At 73.8% G+C, this 17,486-nt stretch carries 15 protein-coding genes and 1 tRNA gene; 6 read left to right on the top strand and 10 right to left on the bottom strand.

All coding sequences use genetic code 11. The features are described from left to right. Genes ABZY57_RS13775 through ettA form a run of 3 tightly spaced genes read right to left on the bottom strand, consistent with a single transcriptional unit; the run spans position 1 to position 2,873 of the window. On the bottom strand, positions 1-720 hold the full coding sequence (locus ABZY57_RS13775; RefSeq protein ID WP_356511450.1) for a hypothetical protein: 720 nt from the start codon (positions 718-720) through the stop codon (positions 1-3). Further along, complete coding sequence (locus ABZY57_RS13770; RefSeq protein WP_356511448.1) at positions 717-1,190, bottom strand: thioesterase family protein; 474 nt, start codon at positions 1,188-1,190, stop codon at positions 717-719. Before ABZY57_RS13770 ends, ABZY57_RS13775 begins: the two co-directional genes overlap by 4 nt. A gap of 18 nt (positions 1,191-1,208) precedes the next feature. Then, positions 1,209-2,873 (bottom strand): energy-dependent translational throttle protein EttA, encoded by a 1,665-nt coding sequence (gene ettA, locus ABZY57_RS13765; RefSeq protein WP_351591681.1) that lies wholly within the window; start codon positions 2,871-2,873, stop codon positions 1,209-1,211. A gap of 195 nt (positions 2,874-3,068) precedes the next feature. On the opposite strand from ettA, the gene ABZY57_RS13760 reads away from it, so the two are divergent. Continuing rightward, positions 3,069-3,791 carry a hypothetical protein gene (locus ABZY57_RS13760; RefSeq protein WP_356511446.1) on the top strand — a complete coding sequence of 241 codons (723 nt, stop codon included), beginning with the start codon at positions 3,069-3,071 and terminating at the stop codon, positions 3,789-3,791. Positions 3,792-3,824: 33 nt separating this feature from the next. Here the strand turns inward: ABZY57_RS13760 and ABZY57_RS13755 are convergent, their stop codons facing one another. The 5 genes from ABZY57_RS13755 to ABZY57_RS13735 all read right to left on the bottom strand — a co-directional run bounded on the left by ABZY57_RS13755 (position 3,825) and on the right by ABZY57_RS13735 (position 11,014). Next, positions 3,825-5,318, bottom strand: a complete 1,494-nt coding sequence (locus tag ABZY57_RS13755; RefSeq protein WP_356511444.1) for a phosphatase PAP2 family protein — start codon at positions 5,316-5,318, stop codon at positions 3,825-3,827. A gap of 289 nt (positions 5,319-5,607) precedes the next feature. Further along, on the bottom strand, positions 5,608-6,780 hold the full coding sequence (locus ABZY57_RS13750; RefSeq protein ID WP_356511442.1) for a thioester domain-containing protein: 1,173 nt from the start codon (positions 6,778-6,780) through the stop codon (positions 5,608-5,610). 236 nt (positions 6,781-7,016) lie between these two features. Further along, positions 7,017-7,424, bottom strand: coding sequence for a single-stranded DNA-binding protein (locus ABZY57_RS13745; RefSeq protein ID WP_356511440.1), 408 nt, complete (start codon positions 7,422-7,424; stop codon positions 7,017-7,019). A 136-nt stretch (positions 7,425-7,560) separates the two neighbouring features. Continuing rightward, a complete protein-coding gene (locus ABZY57_RS13740; protein WP_356511438.1) occupies positions 7,561-9,387 on the bottom strand; it encodes a GTPase in 1,827 nt (608 codons plus the stop codon). 4 nt (positions 9,388-9,391) lie between these two features. Then, positions 9,392-11,014 (bottom strand): GTPase domain-containing protein, encoded by a 1,623-nt coding sequence (locus tag ABZY57_RS13735; RefSeq protein ID WP_356511436.1) that lies wholly within the window; start codon positions 11,012-11,014, stop codon positions 9,392-9,394. Positions 11,015-11,346: 332 nt separating this feature from the next. Between ABZY57_RS13735 and ABZY57_RS13730 the strand changes: the two genes are divergently transcribed. Next, a tRNA-Arg gene (locus ABZY57_RS13730) sits at positions 11,347-11,419 on the top strand. 171 nt (positions 11,420-11,590) lie between these two features. Here the strand turns inward: ABZY57_RS13730 and ABZY57_RS13725 are convergent. Next, positions 11,591-12,004, bottom strand: a complete 414-nt coding sequence (locus ABZY57_RS13725; RefSeq protein WP_356511466.1) for a phospholipase — start codon at positions 12,002-12,004, stop codon at positions 11,591-11,593. Between the two features lie 374 nt (positions 12,005-12,378). On the opposite strand from ABZY57_RS13725, the gene ABZY57_RS13720 reads away from it, so the two are divergent. Beyond that, the gene (locus ABZY57_RS13720) at positions 12,379-12,933 is read left to right on the top strand and encodes a hypothetical protein (protein WP_356511434.1); all 555 of its coding nucleotides are present in this window, start codon (positions 12,379-12,381) and stop codon (positions 12,931-12,933) included. A 19-nt stretch (positions 12,934-12,952) separates the two neighbouring features. On the opposite strand, the gene ABZY57_RS13715 is transcribed toward ABZY57_RS13720, so the two are convergent. After that, a complete protein-coding gene (locus ABZY57_RS13715; protein WP_356511432.1) occupies positions 12,953-13,609 on the bottom strand; it encodes a nucleoside deaminase in 657 nt (218 codons plus the stop codon). Positions 13,610-13,892: 283 nt separating this feature from the next. On the opposite strand from ABZY57_RS13715, the gene ABZY57_RS13710 reads away from it, so the two are divergent. From ABZY57_RS13710 to ABZY57_RS13700, 3 genes are all read left to right on the top strand, one after another. Then, positions 13,893-14,303: a GNAT family N-acetyltransferase gene (locus tag ABZY57_RS13710; protein ID WP_356511430.1), complete on the top strand. Its 411-nt coding sequence runs from the start codon at positions 13,893-13,895 to the stop codon at positions 14,301-14,303. Positions 14,304-14,582: 279 nt separating this feature from the next. Beyond that, positions 14,583-15,839: a S8 family peptidase gene (locus ABZY57_RS13705; protein WP_356511428.1), complete on the top strand. Its 1,257-nt coding sequence runs from the start codon at positions 14,583-14,585 to the stop codon at positions 15,837-15,839. Positions 15,840-16,146: 307 nt separating this feature from the next. Further along, a complete protein-coding gene (locus tag ABZY57_RS13700; protein ID WP_356511427.1) occupies positions 16,147-17,439 on the top strand; it encodes a hypothetical protein in 1,293 nt (430 codons plus the stop codon). Positions 17,440-17,486: the final 47 nt, after the last annotated feature.

The raw sequence follows: 17,486 nt of genomic DNA, 5'->3' as shown, positions 1-17,486 counted from the left end.
CTAGACCGGCCGGACGAGCAGGGTGCCGAGGCCGCCCGGGCGGCGCGTGGCCACGGACCCGTACGGGGTGCGCAGCCGCAGCCAGCCCCCGGAGGCGAACAGCGCCACCGGCTCGGGGGCGCCGGGCGGGGTGGGCGCGGCGGGCACGGTGGACCGTACCGGCCGCAGGAAGCCCAGGGACTGCGCGGCGTGCACGGCGCGCAGCGGAAGTTCGGTGTCCCCCAGCGTGCGGGACCAGATCTCGCGGCCGATGCGGTCGCGCTCGGAGCGGGTCCGGTGCTGCGGGGGAAGGGCCTCGTCGCGGGCCCGGAACTCGGCGACGGCGGCGGCCAGGGCCTCGGCCATCTCTTCGGGACCGGGCAGCCCGGCCACCGGGGTCCAGCCGCCGCGGGGCGGGAGCACGCCCGCCCAGGGCGGTCCGGTGACGGCCGCCGGGACGACGGCGCCGGCCCGCTCGCCCTCGCCCTCGTCCACGGACTCCAGCAGCTCCCCGGCCGAGACGGTCAGGTCGAGCGGAGCGGAGAGGGGTGCGGAGAGCCGCACCGTACGGACGGCCAGGACGTCGAAGGACGGCGGCCGCCCGAAAACGGCGAGCGCGCCGCCGCCGGCCTGCGCCTGCAGGCGGACGGCGGCGGCGCGGTCGTAGTGCACCAGCCGGCCCAGGAAGGCGGCGAGGTCCGCCGCCTCCCCGGAGTCGGCGAAGCGCAGCTGCTGGTTCATGCCGCGATGCCCCCGGCACGGGCACCGGTCTTCGGCTGCCCCTTCGGCTCGTCCAGGTACTCCTGGAGGAAGAGCTTCTCCTCGGCCGTGATGCGGCGGGGCCGCCCCTCGGCGAGGTTGTAGGGCACGACCACGGTCTCGGCGCGCACGTAGACCGTCTCGGGCGCGTCCTCGGTCGCCTCGTCCTTGACCTCGTAGCGGATGGTCAGGGACGCGGCGCCTATCCGGGTCACCCAGGACTCGATGAGCACCGGCTCGTGGCGGTGCACGAGGGGCAGCTTGTAGTCGATCTCGTGACGGGCCACGACGGAACCGCCCGTGAAGGACTCACTGCCCTCCCCCGGCGCCAGGCGGAACATGAAGTCGATCCGCGCCTCCTCCAGGTAGCGGAGGAAGACGACGTTGTTGACGTGCCCGAAGGCATCCATGTCCGCCCAGCGGAGGGGGCATCGGTAGTGGTGTCTGGCCATGGCCCGTTTCCTCGGCCCTCAGCCTCGGGTGAGCTTCTTGTAGGTGGCACGGTGCGGACGGGTCGCGTCCGCGCCGAGCCGCTCGACCTTGTTCTTCTCGTACGACTCGAAGTTGCCCTCGAACCAGTACCACTTGGACTCGCCCTCGTACGCCAGGATGTGCGTGGCGACCCGGTCCAGGAACCAGCGGTCGTGGGAGATGACCACGGCCGCACCCGGGAACTCCAGGAGCGCGTTCTCGAGCGAGGACAGGGTCTCGACGTCGAGGTCGTTGGTGGGCTCGTCGAGGAGCAGCAGGTTGCCGCCCTCCTTGAGCGTCAGCGCCAGGTTCAGGCGGTTGCGCTCACCACCGGAGAGGATGCCGGCGGCCTTCTGCTGGTCCGGGCCCTTGAAGCCGAAGGCGCTGACGTACGCGCGCGACGGCATCTCGACCTGGCCGACGTTGATGTAGTCCAGCTCGTCCGACACGACGGCCCACAGGGACTTCTTGGGGTCGATGTTGGCGCGGCTCTGGTCGACGTACGAGATCTTCACGGTCTCGCCGATCTTGACGGAGCCGGAGTCCGGCGCCTCCAGACCCAGTAGCATCTTGAAGAGCGTGGTCTTGCCGGCGCCGTTCGGGCCGATGATGCCCACGATGCCGTTGCGCGGCAGCGTGAAGGACAGGTCGTCGACCAGGACCTTGTCACCGAACGCCTTGTTGAGGTTGTTGACCTCGACCACGATCGAGCCCAGACGCGGGCCCGGCGGGATCTGGATCTCCTCGAAGTCCAGCTTCCGCATCTTGTCCGCCTCGGCGGCCATCTCCTCGTAGCGGGCGAGGCGGGCCTTGGACTTGGTCTGACGCCCCTTGGCGTTCGACCGCACCCACTCGAGCTCTTCCTTGAGGCGCTTCTGGCGCTTCTCGTCCTTGCGGCCCTCGACCTTGAGACGGGTGGCCTTCTTCTCCAGGTACGTGGAGTAGTTGCCCTCGTACGGGTGCGCGCGGCCGCGGTCGAGCTCGAGGATCCACTCGGCGACGTTGTTCAGGAAGTACCGGTCGTGGGTCACGGCCACGACGGCGCCCTTGTACTGCGAAAGGTGCTGCTCCAGCCAGTTCACCGACTCGGCGTCGAGGTGGTTGGTGGGCTCGTCGAGGAGGAGCAGGTCCGGGGCCTCGATCAGCAGCTTGCAGAGCGCGACACGGCGCTTCTCGCCACCGGAGAGGTTGGTGACGGGCCAGTCGCCGGGCGGGCAGCCCAGGGCGTCCATGGCCTGCTCCAGCTGGGCGTCGAGGTCCCAGGCGTTGGCGTGGTCCAGGACCTCCTGGAGCTTGCCCATCTCGTCCAGCAGCGCGTCGGTGTAGTCGGTCGCCATTTCCTCGGCGACCTCGTTGAAGCGCTTCAGCTTGGCCATGATGTCGGCCGCGCCGTCCTGGACGTTCTCCAGGACCGTCTTGGACTCGTCGAGCTTCGGCTCCTGCATGAGGATGCCGACGGTGAAGCCGGGAGACAGGTAGGCCTCGCCGTTGGACGGCTGCTCCAGCCCCGCCATGATCTTGAGGACGGTGGACTTACCGGCGCCGTTGGGGCCGACCACACCGATCTTCGCGCCGGGCAGGAAGTTCAGGGTGACGTCATCAAGAATCACCTTGTCGCCGTGCGCCTTGCGCGTCTTGCGCATGGTGTAGATGAACTCAGCCAAGAGAAACCGTCCGGCAGATCGATGGGTGGGCAGATACACCCCATCTTGCCTGACGTCCATCCCCGGGGGGAAACCCGTTCAGCCCCGAGGCCACCGGATCGGCGTCCGCGAATGACTCCCGCGGCCTTGCGCCGCACGGCAGGATGGCGCCGACGAGGGGGCGGCCGGGGGGCTGCGTCCGAGGTGGGGGGACGTATGGACAGCGGGCTCATCGCGCTCGGCGCCGCCGTGGTCGGCGTGGCAGGGACGCTCCTGGCGACGGTGCTGTCGCAGCGGATGCTGGCGCGGGTGCAGGCGGCTCAGTTCGAGCGGGAGCAGCAGGTGGACCGGACGCGGTGGCTACGGGACCAGGAGCTGGCGGAGCTGGCCCGCAGGCGGGAGTGCTACACCGCGGCGAACGCGGCGTACCGGCGGTTCCGGATCGCCCTCATGTCCTACTTGTGGGCCGCCCACCAGCAGCAGGCCGACGCGCAGGAGCGGGCGGTGGTGGAGGAGGCCCGCTCGGCGCACCACACCGCCTTCTCGGAGGCCCAGATGATCGCTTCCGCCGCCGTGCTGGTGCAGCTGGACCTGATGACGAGGCGCCTGGCGGGCGTGTACGCCCGGACGATGCGGCTGGCCGAGGGGCAGCCCGAACCGGACGGTTCGTTCGAGGAGATCCATGCCCAGCTCATCGACCTCACGGGGCATTGGGAGGTCATGCGGGACACGATGCGGACCGATCTCGGTGTGGAGGCCGGAGGGACGGGGGCCGGGGACGTGGGTGCCCGGGAGGCGGGGGCCCGGGAGGCGGGAGCCCGGGACGTGGGGGCCCGGGACGTGGGGGCCCGGGAGGCATGCGCGCTGGAGACGGGGGTGCGGGGAGACCGGGAGGCCGGAGATCCGGGGGCGGGGGGTCCGGGACCGGCTGTTCCGTGAAGCCGGCGCCCAGCGGGGTCGGCGGGGACGGGGTCAGCGGGGGCGGTAGACCGTGAGGGCGTCGGGGAGCTCCTCCAGGACGAGGGCCTTGGGGGCCTGCGCGTACTCGCCGTCGTAGGCGAGCGGGGTGCCGGCGGGGATGTCGCCGACGCGCAGGCTGCGCAGCCGGGTGGCGACGTGGACCGGGGAGCGGCTCAGCGGGCCCGCGAAGGCGGCGGCCAGCAGGCGGGGGCCGGGGCGGCCGCCGCCGTGGACGAGCCGGACGTCGAGCAGGCCCTCGCCCAGGCTCTTGCGGTAGCGGGGCGCCGGGCCCGTGCCCTGGTAGGTGCCGTTGCCCGCGAAGAGCAGCCACACGCTGCGCGGCTTCCCGGCGAGGCTGAGCCGTACCGGGCGCTCGGCCTGCAGGACCCGCCAGGCCGCCAGGAGGGCCGCGGGGCCGCCGCCGATCCTGGGGGCCCAGCGGAGCCGGGTGCCGAGCAGCTCGGGGTAGGCCCCGATGCTGAAGTTGTTCAGGAAGTACCCCGCCCGGGTGTCCTCGGGGTCCGGGCCGGGGCCCGGGGTGAAGCGGCCGACGCCGATGTGGACGGCGTGGCCGGCCGCCACGGCCCGGCAGGTGTCCTCGGTTCCCGCGAGGCCGAGGTCGAGCGCGAAGTGGTTGAGCGTGCCGCCGGGGAACACCGCCAGGGGGATCCCGGCGCGCAGCGCTGCGGTGGCGGCGGCGTTTATGGTGCCGTCGCCACCGCACACGCCGAGCACGGTGGCCCGCTCGGCGGCCGCGGCCAGTTCCGCGGCGAGTTCCGGCCCCTGGCACTCGACGAGCTCGGCCTTCGGCAGGCGCTCCCGCAGCAGCACGTCGAGCCCCGTCGTGGCGGCCGTGCCGGACCCGGTGTTGACCACCACCGTGAGCCCGGACCCGTCGGGCAGCGCGGGCGCCCCCACGGCGGCCCGCTCGTCGCCGGGCACGATCCGGGCCACCTCGGCGTCCCGGGTGAGCCGGCGGACGACGAACCCGGCCGCCACCCCCAGCGCGGCGCCCGCGGCCACGTCCGAGGGGTAGTGGACGCCGGTGTACACCCGCGAGAACGCCACCGACGCGGCGACCGGGGCCAGCACGGCGCCCCAGAGCGGGGACTCCAGGGCCACTCCGGCGGTGAAGGCGAACGCGGACGCGGAGTGCCCCGACGGGAAGGAGGTGGTACGCGGCTGTGTGGCGAGCTGCCGCACTGCGGGCACCCCGTCCAGCACCGGGCGCGTCCTGCGCACCGACCACTTGCCGACGGTGTTGATGGTGGCGCTGGCCAGGGCCAGCGACGCGGCCCCGCGCACGGCCGCCTTGCGGGCCCCGGCCGACCCGAGGACGGCGATCCCCACGGCGGCCCCGCCCCACAGCACGCCGTGGTTCGCGGCCCGCCCGAGCCGCGGCAGCACCCGGTCGGCCCCCGGCCAGTGCCGCCGGGCCACCACGTCGAACAGCCACCGGTCCGCTCGTGCGACCGCGCCCCGCCAGGTCAGCTCTTGATCACCCATTTCTTGCCTCTACCCGAACCGCCGGATCCGAACCAGCCCCCGTCGCGGCCACCCCGAATCCCACCCCTCCGGCCGAAACCGGGGCCCGGGGCCGGGGACCGGGGCCGGGACCGGGGCCGGGGACCCGGGACCAGGCCCGGGGCCGGGGACCGGGGCCGGGGACCAGGCCCGGGGCCGGGGCCGGGGACCAGGCCCGGGGGCCGGCCCCCGGGCGGGCCAGGGGTTCCACGGCTCCGGTTCCACGGCGCGGGGCCGGTTCCCTGAACCCGGTGGGGCCCCGCTCCGCGCCCTACTCCGGTTCCGTCGAGCGTTCCGGGCCGGGGCCGTCCTCCAGGGGGCGCTTGCGCAGGAGGAGGACGACCAGGCCTCCCAGGACGACCAGGCCCACCGCCAGAGAGGCGATCACCGGGGTGGCCGCCGAGCTGCCGCTGGCGGCCAGCCGCTCCTCCGAGGTGTCCGGATCCACGGCCGGGGCATCCGCCGACAACGCGCCCGGGGCGCCCAGCGCGGCCATCGCCGCGCCCGACGCCGCCTCGCCGGCCGGCTGGGCGACGGGGAGCCGCGGCCACTTCGCCGTCGCCGTGGCCACGGTGGCGGACTCGCTGGAACCGGCCACGATCTGGACCTTCGCCGGGACCCCGCTGGTGAAGACCCGGCCGACCGGTACCCGGGTGGACCCGCGGAGGGTGACCTCGGCGCTGCCGTCCGGGGTCCCCTCCGGCACCTCGAAGTACAGCTTGCCGCCGTTGACGGCGGAGGTGACCGGCAGGCCCCGGGCGTCCACCACCCGCACCCCCATGGCCACGGCCGCCGCGTCCGGGGTCACGCTCACGCTCTGCGCGCCCGTCCGCACCGTGACCGGCCCGATCCGGGTGCCCAGCGGACCCGACACCTCTCCGGGATCCACCGCGAGTGACGCCGGCGGTTCGGGCAGCCGCCGCGCCGCCCGCTGCAGGTAGTCGGCCAGTTTCTCCGCCTGCGGGTCGACGGCCTCCACCCGTACGCCCTCGGCCAGCCGCCAAATGGCCACCTGGGTCCCGGCCGCGGCGCTCTCCGCTGTGAGCGCCGCCGCTCCGGCCGCCTTGGCGAGCCCCGCCAGATCGTTCAGCTGGGGGTAGGAGTGCTCCAGCACCCAGCGGATCCGGCCCGCTTCCCCGTTCCCGGCGAGCGGCGTGCCGTTCCACCCGGTCTCCGTGAACCGCGCCTGGGGCTGCGCGGCGCCCGTGACGCCGACCCCGTAGGTCTGGAGCGTGCCGCCCCCGTCCACCCGCATCTCGTACAGTCCCGCCGGAATCTGCCGCACGGTTCCGTCCGTGCCGTGCAGGACGGCCTGCCCGTAGGTCTTCAGCCCGTCCAGGACGGCGCTCGCTCCCTCCGGCGTCCGGGGTGCGGCCGGTCCGGCGTCCGCGGCCGCCACCGCACCCGGGGCCCCGGCCAGCGCGGCGGCGAGCAGGGCCACCATGATCGGCCGGCGTACGGAGCCCCGTATGGCCGCGGCGACCGTGGTGCGCGGCGCCGGTGCGTCACAGACCGGCGTGACAGCGGGAACCGGACCACCGCCCGGAGCGCCGACAGGAGCAACGCCGGCAGCGGCGGCAGGAGTGGAGGGTGCGGGAACGGCAATCGACACAGTCTTCCCCTTCGGGCCGAAGGCCCAGGTGCCCGTGAGTACCGGGGAATCCTAGCCTCCTCGAACACTCAGACCACCGCCGCCTTCTGAGTGCCCATCAGCGGCACGTCCGTCCTGACGACTCGCCGGAAGGCGGCGGTGCCGCGGTTCAGGTCGTGCCCGATGGCGGTCGCGTCGATGTTCGCCGAGAACCACCGGTTGCCCTCACCGTCGGGCGGGTCCTCCCGCACCCGCAGCCTCCCGTGGACCACCAGCGGTTCGCCGACGGAGACGGATCCTGCGAGGTTCACGGCGAGGGCGCGCCGGGCCCACACCGTGTAGAAGCTGGTGGGCGCGTCCGCCCAGGTCTCCTTCTTCCGGTCGTAGTACCTGGGGGTGACCGCGAAGCGGAACCGGGCCGCCGGGCCGCTCGCCGTGTCCTTGTAGTCGATCTGCGTGGCCACGTAGCCCACCAGCGTCACCTGGGTGTCGTTCATCCCGGCCGCCCTTCCGGGGCCCGGCGGCGCGCTCGACCACGCGCCGCCCCGACCCGCATTCCGTACCCGCCCGGACCATCCGCACGAGGTACGACCATGCTGGCCCGGGCCGCCGGAACCCGCTCGGGCCTGTGGACTACTGACGGGTTGTGGACAACTTCGCCACCGTCGCGTACTGCTCGCGCACCTCCCGGTAGCGCAGCAGCTCGGCCGCCACCGGCTCCAGCACCCGGGCCCGGCCGCAGCCGGCCGCGGCCTGGCGCAGCCGCCGCTCCGCGTCCTGCCCGTAGCGCCGTGCCGGACCCCGGGCCCCGATCGAGCAGGCCCACTCCACGAGCGGTCCGCCGATGATCCCGGCCACCATCAGCAGGACCGGCGGCATCAGGACCGGCTCCAGGACCCCGACGATCTGCCCGGCCAGCCACAGCCCGCCGAAGATCTGGAGCAGGGTCATGGCCGCCTGCGCCAGCACCGCAGCCGGCCACCACGAGGGGCGCGGCGGACGGGCGCTGGGCCCGGTGACCGCCGGCCCGAGGGTCACCGCGATCTCGTCCAGCGCCTGGGGCAGCCCTTCGGCGCCGCGGACCGCGGTCTCCCGTACGGCCTGCGCCCAGGGGTCGGGCAGGCCCCGTACCGCCTCGTCGGCGACGGTCCGTACGGCCTGTTCCACCCGCTGGCGGGCCGTGACCTCTTCCTCGACCGGCGGCTCGGAGGCCACCGGGGAACGCCCGATCGCGGCCAGGGCGGCGAGACCGGCCAGCGAGCGCGGGGAGCGGCGGCTCTCGTACCACCGCCACAGGCGCAGCCACGGGGTGCCGCAGGCCTTTCCGGCGTTGCGCCGCCAGGCCCGCTCGGCGGCGAGCCCGGCCGCGTACGCGCCGACCGCTTCGGCGAGCCGGTCCTCGAACTCGGCGCGCGCGGTCTCCCCGATCTCGGGCCCGGCGTGGCCGTCGGCCACGTAGAGCGGTCGCAGGCGGGCCGCGGCCTTGTCGACATCGGCGGAGATGCGGCGGGTCGCGGCGCCCTTCTCCTGGGTGAACTGTCCGAGCATCTCGCGCAGTTCCCCGACGCCTTCACCCGTAAGGGCGGAAAGTCCGATGACGGTGGCGCCGGGCTCGCCGTGTTCGCCGAGCGCGATCCCGTCGTCGTCGAGGAGCCGGCGCAGGTCGTCCAGCACGAGATCGGCGGATTCCCCGGGCAGCCGGTCCACCTGGTTCAGCACGACGAAGGTCACCTCGGCGTGCCCGGCCAGCGGGCGCAGGTACCGCTCGTGCAGGACGGCGTCCGCGTACTTCTCCGGATCCACGACCCACACCACGGCGTCGACCAGGGCCAGTACCCGGTCCACGTGGTCGCGGTGGGCGCCGACGGCCGAGTCCAGGTCGGGCAGGTCGACGAGGACCATGCCGCGCAGCACCTCGGCCTCCGAGGTCTCCCGGGGGCGGCGGCGCAGCCGTCCTGGGATCTCCAGCCGGTCCAGCAGTCCCGCGGCGCCGTCGGACCAGCTGCACGCGATGGGTGCGGCGGTCGTCGGCCTGCGCAGTCCGGTCTCGGAGATCTGCACTCCGGCGAGTGCGTTGAAGAGCGTGGACTTGCCGCTTCCGGTGGCTCCCGCGATGGCGACGACGGTGTGCTGCGCCGACAGCCCGCGGCGCGCGGCCGCCTCGTCGAGTACGCGTCCGGCTTCGGCGAGGGTCTTTCCGTCGAGGATCCTGGTGCGGGACAGCCCGATGAGCTGGCGCAGCGCGTCGAGGCGGACGCGCAGGGCCTGGGCCTCGGGGCTGAGCGGGGGCGCGGGGGCCTTGCCGCCGTCGCTCCCTGCGCCGGAAACCGCCCGGACGAGTGCGTCGTCGCCCTCCTCGTCACCGCTCACGGGCCAGTCGTCCTCGCTGGTCCGGGGGCGCGAGCGGGCGATCAGTCCGTCGTCCCAGCGGTCGTCGGTGCGGTCGGTCAGGGCGGTCACCGCGTCACCTCTCCTTCTGCAGTACGGACAGCGCGGCGATCAGCTCGGCCTGGGGTTCGGGACTCACTTCGAGCGCTTCGATCGGGGCGAGTCGGCGGTCGCGTTCGGCGCGCAGCACCTGGTCGAGGTGTTCGGCGACGAGCTCGCCGCCGCGGTCTCGCAGGCGTACGGCGGCCTGTACTCCGATCCGTTCGGCGAGCTTCTCCCCGGCCGGCCGGGCCCGCTTGCCGCCGAGGAGGGCCGCGACCAGCAGGGCGGCGATCCCGTCGGGGTCGGGCGCGGGCTGCTTGTCGAGTCCCGCGACCTCTTCCTCGGCGAGCTCCTCCAGCACGCGCCGCCAACGGCGTACGGCCATGCCGATACGTTCCGCCGCCTCGCGGTCGGGGGCGGGCAGGGACACGGCGCCGGCTGCGGGCTCGCGCCGCCAGGCCTCCGCGATGCGTTCGTCGGCGGCGGCGACGGCGCACTGGAGCAGCGCCGCGAGGGATTCCGCGAGGGAGTCGAGCAGTTCGTCGGCGCTGGTGTCGAGCGGGTAGCCGCGCCAGCGGGTCAGCGCGTCCCCTGCGAGTACGGCGCCCCGGTCCAGGCGGCCCCGGACCCGCTTGCCCTCGCGCTTGTAGGCGTCCTCGACGGCGAAGGTCAGCCGTACGGCGGCGGCGTGCTGGGCCGCGACGGCCGACGCGAGCTCCGGCATCCGGCGGCCGAGGGAGTCGAGCGCGCCGAGCGCGGTGCGCCCGACGGCGTACTGGCGGGCGGCCGGGTCCTGCGCGTGGTGCGCGAGCCAGGCGAACAGCGGGGCCACGGCGCTGGCGGGCAGCAGCCCGCCCCCGCCGGCCGATTCGGGCAGCTCGGGGACCGTGAACCGGGGTACCTCGCCCAGCCCGGCCCGGGTGAGCAGGGCCCCGTACTGGCGGGAGACCTCGGCGAGCACCTGGTGCGGGACCCGGTCGAGGACGGTGACGAGGGTGGCCTTGTACTGCTTGGCGGTGCGCAGGAGGTGCCAGGGCACGGCGTCGGCGTACCGCGAGGCGGTCGTGACCATCACCCAGACGTCCGCGGCGCAGATGAGCTGGGCGGCGAGCGTGCGGTTGTCGACCACGAGGGAGTCGATGTCGGGGGCGTCGAGGATGGCGAGGCCGCGGGGCAGGGTGGAGACGGTCTCGATCCGCACCTCGCGGGTGGGCGGGTACCCGTGCCCGTGGTGGCCGCCCGGCCGGTGGGGCTTCCGGGTGGGCGCGGGGGTGTCGTCGTCGTCCTGGGGGGCCCAGACCCGCATCAGATCGGGCAGCACCCGCACCCCGGCGAACCAGTGGTGGTCATCCGGATGGCAGACGAGGACGGGGGTGCGCGTCGTGGGCCGGAGCACTCCGGCTTCACTCACTTGGCGCCCCACGAGGGAGTTGACGAGGGTGGACTTACCGGCCCCGGTGGACCCGCCGACGACGGCGAGCAGCGGCGCCTCCGGCGCCTTCAGCCGGGGTACGAGGTAGTCGTCGAGCTGCGCGAGCAGCTCGGCTCTGGTCTGGCGGGCGCGGGGGGCGCCGGGCAGGGGCAGCGGCAGACGCACGGACGCGACCCGGTCGCGCAGGGCGGACAGGGCATCGAGCAGCTGAGGCCGAACATCCAAGGTCACCACATGCGAAGAATGCCCAATTTAGGAGCATTTTTGAAGCTTATACGTCCTCTGCGCGCCGAGCGCTACTCCAGCGGCACATCCCGGACACAGCGGACGAGTGGGGCGCAGGCATAACGAGTGCACAACACCCAGGGCGCCACGACGCAAAAGCGGTGCGAGAATCGCACCTGCCTGCGATTATCGGGACCGCTTCACCGAACCTCCACATCGTGGCACGCGAGTGAAGCAACCGGGACAAGGCAACCGGAGCCCTATCCTTGACCCGGCACGGACCAAAGCCCCACCCCCGTCCAGGGGCTCCAGGCCACCACGGCCACCTTCCGGCCCCCGTAGCTCAGTGGATAGAGCAGGTGCCTTCTAAGCACTTGGCCGCAGGTTCGAGTCCTGCCGGGGGCACTTTTACCGCACCACCCCGAAGCCCTCCCCCGCGGAGGGCTTTCGTACAGGTCAGGGCACCTTAGCGTGGCCCGCGTAGCGGGGCCGTAAGCAAGCCTGGGCCCCGTCCGCATCCGTGAACTGCGCCTCGCAGGCGTACCAGTTCCGCACTCCGACGGTCGGTCGGGAGGGCTACTCGAAGGCCCTGACGGCCTGGTAATAGGTCCAGGCGGTGCCGTCGCAGGAGGCCTTGCGGGCGCCCGAGTAGCGTGCGCAGACCCGCTTCAGGTCCGAGTGGAACATCTCGTCCAGTCGGGGCTTGGCCGCCTGGAACTCCCCCGCCGCCTTGTAGTTGCGGTAGCCGAAGTCGTGCCGGGCGCAGGCGATCCGGAAGGGGAAGCCGAAGGGGTTGTCCGGGGACGTCGTGCAGTAGTCCGTGCTCCAGTCGAAGCCGTACGGCTCCCACTCGCCCGGGTTCCCGCGCGCCTCGGCCCAAGCGCCCTGACTGGCCGTGCTCGGCTGCGTCCAGCCGCTCAGCACCTGCGGCTTGTCCTCCGGGACCTGCGGGGCCTGCCGAGCCGCGGACGCCGGCGGCGCGAAGGCCAGTACGGCGGCGACGGCGCCGGAGACGAGGGCGGACACCCGGGCTCCGGTCCGGGCGGGGGTCGCGGGCGGGGAGGGGGTCGGGGAGGAGGCCGTGGAGGGGTGCGGGGAGGGGGTCGGGGCTGCGGCCCGGAGCGGGGCTGCCGGTGCGGGGGCGGAGGCGGGGCGGCGGGGCACGCATCCTCTAACGAGGGCTGCCACCACGGGTGTCGGGGTGCACGCGCGGGCACAGGGCGTGCGCCGCGCGGGGGATCCGGATCCCTGCCGGGGGTCAGGACCGGTACTCAGGTATGAGCCGGTGTCACCCTTCCGGCAGAGATTCGGTTCAACCTCGGGAGGGACGCGGACTACGGGCACCGCCGCGAATACTCGTGGACATGAACCGCCGTCCTCTCGTCCTCGCCGCCGCCACCGTGGGAGTCCTCGCCACCGCCGCCATCGCCCTCCCCAACCTCCCGCCCAACCCCCTGACCGACACGATCAACGACCGCGTGTTCAAGGAGAAGGGCATGCGCTTCGCGACGGCCGCCGACGCCCCGACGCATGGGGAGCCGGGGCGCGGGAAGCCGACGCGCGGCGAGGAGACGTGGGTGCTGCCCCGCTGGGTGCCGAAGGACGCGACCGACGTGCGAATAAGGGCGCGCACCGACGGCAAGGCGCGGCTGCTCCGCTTCACGCTGGGCGCGACCCCGCTCGACGGCCCGCAGTGCTCGGCGGGCACGCCGAGCAAGCACGCCGGGACGGCGCTGCAGGCCAAGTGGTGGCCTGCGGGCACCGGGTCCGAGGAGCGTCCCGAGTGCCGGGGCCCCTACCAGTACCAGGTCACGGTGCGCGGCAAGGAGGTCTACGCCTGGACGGACGGCACCCCGTCCCCCGGAGCGGCGGCACAGGACGGCGCCCCGGTCCGGCAGGTGTCGGCCACGACCCGCTGACCCGGGTCCGCCCGGGGGTTCAGCGGAGCGTGCGCAGCTCGCGGGCCGCCGAGAGTTCCGTGAGACGGGTCCAGTGGGGGCGCAGCCAGTCCTCCGGTGAAGCGGCCGTCGGCAGGCCCGCCGGCAGGCTGTCGTGGAAGGCCGCGGTCTCCGGTTCCACGGTTCGGTGGTGGGTCAGGATCGAGGGTTCCCCGGAGCCGTCCGAGGCCACGGCCACGCTCCGCAGGAACATGGTGTTGGCCACCAGCAGCCACTGCGGCAGACCCGGGTCGGCGTCGCCGCCGGCTCCGTTGCCGCTCGACAGCGCCCACGGGTCCGGCGCCAGGTAACGCACCCGCCCCACGCCGGTGAACTCGGCCGCCGCCGCGCACATCGAGCACGGCTCCTGGGTGCTCCAGAGCGTCGCCGTGCCCAGGTCCCAGCCCGTGCGGGCGGCCCCCAGTGCGTTCATCTCGGCGTGGGCGAGCGGTGTCCCGCGCAGGGGGCCGGCGCCCGGGCCCTCCTCGTACGCCTCGTTGCGCCCCTCGGAGACCGGCTTCCCGTCGGCGTCCGTCAGCACCGCTCCCACCGCGAGGCCTCCGGCCGCGAGCGCCTCGTAGGCGAGGGCGAGCGCCCTGCGCAGAGGCTCCGGCGCGGCGCGCCACTCCGTGTCGAAACCGTGCTCCCCATGGCTCATCCGACCATTATCAACGCCGCCTTCGCCGCCGCCCCGGCCCCGCCGCCGCCGTTTCACGGCCGGTTCGCCGCCGCTTCCTCACCCGGGTGCCGGCCCTGGCCTTCACCACCGGCTCACCCACCCTCTGAGTCACCACTGCCGCGCGCCTCACACGGCACCGCTGTCGGTCCCACCTGGGCAACGCTGCCGACGCCCCGTTCGTCGCCGCCCTTCGCACCGCTCTCGCCATCACCCTCACCATCGGGGCAGCGGCAGCCGCAGCCGCAGCGCTATCGTCGCCGCCATGGACATCCGCACTGCCCGTACCGTCGCCGAACTCCAAGCCGCCGAGGGCCTCTTCGACGGTCCCGCCCGCGCGGACTGGTCGGAGAGGTTCCTCGCCGCCCCGGGGCACCTGATGCTGATCGCCTACGTGGACGGCGCACCCGTCGGCATGGTCTCCGGCATCGAGATGATCCACCCCGACAAGGGCACCGAGATGTGCCTCTACGAGCTCTCCGTGGACGAGGGCCACCGCCGGCGCGGCCTCGGCCGGGCCCTGACCGAGGCGCTCGCCGCCGAGGCCGAGGCGCGCGGCTGCTACGGCATGTGGGTGGGCGTCGACACCGACAACGAGGCCGCGCTGGCGACGTACCGGGCGGCCGGCGCCCGCGACGAAGGCGTCTTCAGGATGCTCGGCTGGCCCAGGCCCTGAGCCGTCTCTTTCAGATCTTGCCGGTCAGGCCCGCGTCGTCCGGGGCCGTGCCTCGGCGCGCCGCCGGGGCACCCGCGTGCTGGACGTACCCAGGCGCCCCGGCAGTGCGGCGAGGTGCGGTGCCGGGCAGCGCAGGCCAGGCAAGATCCAAGAGAGACGGCCCGGGGCAGGGCCTCCGGATCGGGCCGGGCCCGCCCGTCGCCCCCGGAGCGGCGTGTCGTGGGGCCAGTCGGCGCACCCTCCGCGCGGCCGGCCCGCACCTCGCCGAGCATCGGCGGCATGACCGCATTCACCGCGCTGCTCCCGGCCGCCGCCCTGCTGGCGGCGGCCACCGCCCTGCCGCCGTACGCCGCCACCGCCGCAGCCGCCACCGCCGACGCCCCCACCGCCCCTTACGTCGTCGTCCTCAAGGACTCCGCCACCCGTGCCTCCGCGGGCGCCCTCACCCGTGCCCTCGCCGCCGAGGCCGAGGCCGCCGGCGACAGCGTCGGGGCCGTCTACGACACCGCCCTGAGCGGTTTCGCCGTCCGCACCACCGCCGCCCGCGCCGCCGAACTCGCCGGCGATCCCCGGGTGGCCTCCGTGGAGCCCGATGCGCTCTTCCGGATCGACGACACCCCCCTCGACGACGGCGTCGCCCCCGCCGCCCCCGCCGCCCCCGCCGCTCCCCTCGTCCAGACCCCCGCGCCCTGGGCCCTGGACCGGCTCGACCAGAGCGAGTTGCCCCTCGACGGCTCGTACACGTACCCGGCCAAGGCCGAGGGGATCACCGCGTACGTCATCGATACCGGGATCGACACCCTGCACCAGGAGTTCGGCGGCCGGGCCCGCTGGGGCGCCAACGCGGTGTTCATGGAAGGCGCCAGGGACTGCAACGGCCACGGCACGCACGTCGCCGGGACCGTCGGCGGAGCCACCTACGGCGTGGCCAAGGGGGTTTCGCTCGTGGCCGTGAAGGTGGCGGACTGCAGCGGGGACGCGACCCTGTCGGCCATCACCCGCGGTATCGACTGGATGGTGAAGGACGCCCTCAAGTCGCCCGCGACCCCGGCCGTGGCCAACATGAGCCTGGGCGGCGCCCACAGCTTCGCTCTCGACCGGGCGGTGACGCGGGCGATCGCGTCCGGGATCACCTTCGTCGTGGCGGCGGGCAACTCCGGCGAGGACGCATGCACCGGCTCCCCCGCCGGCGTCCCGCAGGCGCTCACCGTGGGCGCGACGGACGGACTGGACAGGCGGCCCGCCTTCTCCAACTACGGTTCCTGCGTGGACCTTGCCGCCCCCGGCGTGGCCGTCACCTCCGCCTGGAGGGGTTCCACCACGGCCACCGCCCGCGCCTCCGGCACCTCGATGGCGGCCCCGCACGTGGCGGGCGCCGCCGCGCTGGTGCTGGCACGAGGCCTGGCGGCCGGCGGCCCGCGCCAGACGCCGGCGCAGGTGGCCGAAACTCTCGTACGGGACTCCGTGCGGGACCGGATCACCGCCCTGCCGGCCGGGACACCGAACCTGTTGCTGCACGTCCCGACCGACCAGTAGCCCGTACGGGATCCTCCGCCGGCGGCGCCTCCCCCCGCCCCGGCGGACCCCGGCGGACGCCGGCCGCAGCATGGTGAAAGCCCTGTCCGAGACCCCACCCGCCCCACCCGCACGCCCTCCGGCCAAGAGGTATCCGCCCCTCCGCTCCACCCGGCCTGATGGCACATCAATTTCTGTGTGCTTCGGGCGAAAGCAAGTCATTGACTTCTCAATCCCGCGACGCGTCAATGTCGGCCACCGCACCGGCTCGACCTCCCCCACACAGCGGGTGGGGGGAGGGTTCGTATGACGAAGGAGTCGCGACCCAGTGAGTACAACGTTTCGACGAAGAGTTCTGGCCGGGGCTGGCGCTCTGTCCCTGGCCCTGACGGGCGCCGTGGTGGGTCTGTCGGGCACCGCGCAGGCCGCGACCAAGACGACGCCCGTCCCGATGGACTGCGTCGCCCCCGCGCCCCAGCCGGGTGGTTCGGGCACGCAGAACTACACGATCACGCTGCCCGACGGCGCGAAGGCCGGCGACGTGGTCCCGGTCACCATCGACCCGGGTCCGAGCCCGGTCGTCCCCAGCTTCTCGGTGACGACCACGAACGTCTCCAAGATCACCCTCAAGGTCGGGTCGACCCTCCAGACGGTCGTCAGCCCGCCCGAGACGGTCGACGTGGTCGCCGGTACGCCGCTCGACCCCTCCGGCTTCTCCGGCACCATCAAGATCCCGGACGGTTCCGAGGGCACCACCGTGCAGGTGGCCCTGGACCTGGCGGTGACCGACGCGAGCCTCATGGGGTCGGTCTTCACCACCACCTGCACCCCGAACCCGCGCCCGAGCGCCTCGCTCGGCTCGGTGGCCGTGGAAGCCCTGCCCAAGGACCCCATCACCACCAAGCTGACGCCCAACAGCGGCAAGGCCGGCCAGGAGGTCGTCGTCACGGGCGCCAACTTCCCGGCGGGCGCGGTCACCTGTTCCGCACTCAAGAACGGTACGGCCACGGGTGACACCGGTACCGGCACGGCCACCGCGGCCGGAGTCGCGACCTGCACCATCATCGTCAACCAGCCGGCCGACAAGATCCGGATCGACGGCGCGATCCTCCCGTACAAGGACTACTCCTTCATCGCCGAGCAGCCCGGCGTGCAGAACCCGGTCGACGTGGAGGTCCTGCCCGGCCCGCTGGCCATCGGCCCGCAGGCGGGCAACCCCGCCGTCAGCTTCGGTTCGGTCACCATCAACGGCAAGTCCCAGTCGATCGTCGGTCAGTTCACCGCGATGGCCGTCCAGGACTTCCGCGGCGGGACCCTCGGCTGGGACGTCTCGGCGACCCGGACGCCGTTCCTCAACTCGGTCACCGGCCACTCCATGGCCACGGCGCAGATCGGCATCCAGCCGACCTGCAAGGTGACCAACCCGGACAGCCCGAGCCCCTGCACCGCCGGTACGCCCGGTGCGATCTCCGATGTCCCGATGAAGGTCGCCTCGGCGGCCGCGGGCGGCGACAACCTGACCGGTGGCGAGTTCGAGATCGGCGGAGCCGGAATGATCCAGCTCCCGCCGTTCATGTTCGCGGACAGCTACCAGTCGGTCGTCACCTTCTCGATCGCCTGACCCGTACGACCCCGCTCCACCCGGGTGGGTGGGGGGGGGGGGGGGGG

The sequence above is a fragment of the Streptomyces sp. NPDC006450 genome, assembly GCF_040612195.1.
Classification (GTDB): domain Bacteria; phylum Actinomycetota; class Actinomycetes; order Streptomycetales; family Streptomycetaceae; genus Streptomyces.
The sequence above is the reverse complement of the archived record's forward strand: the minus strand, read 5'-3'. Positions and strand labels throughout refer to the sequence as shown.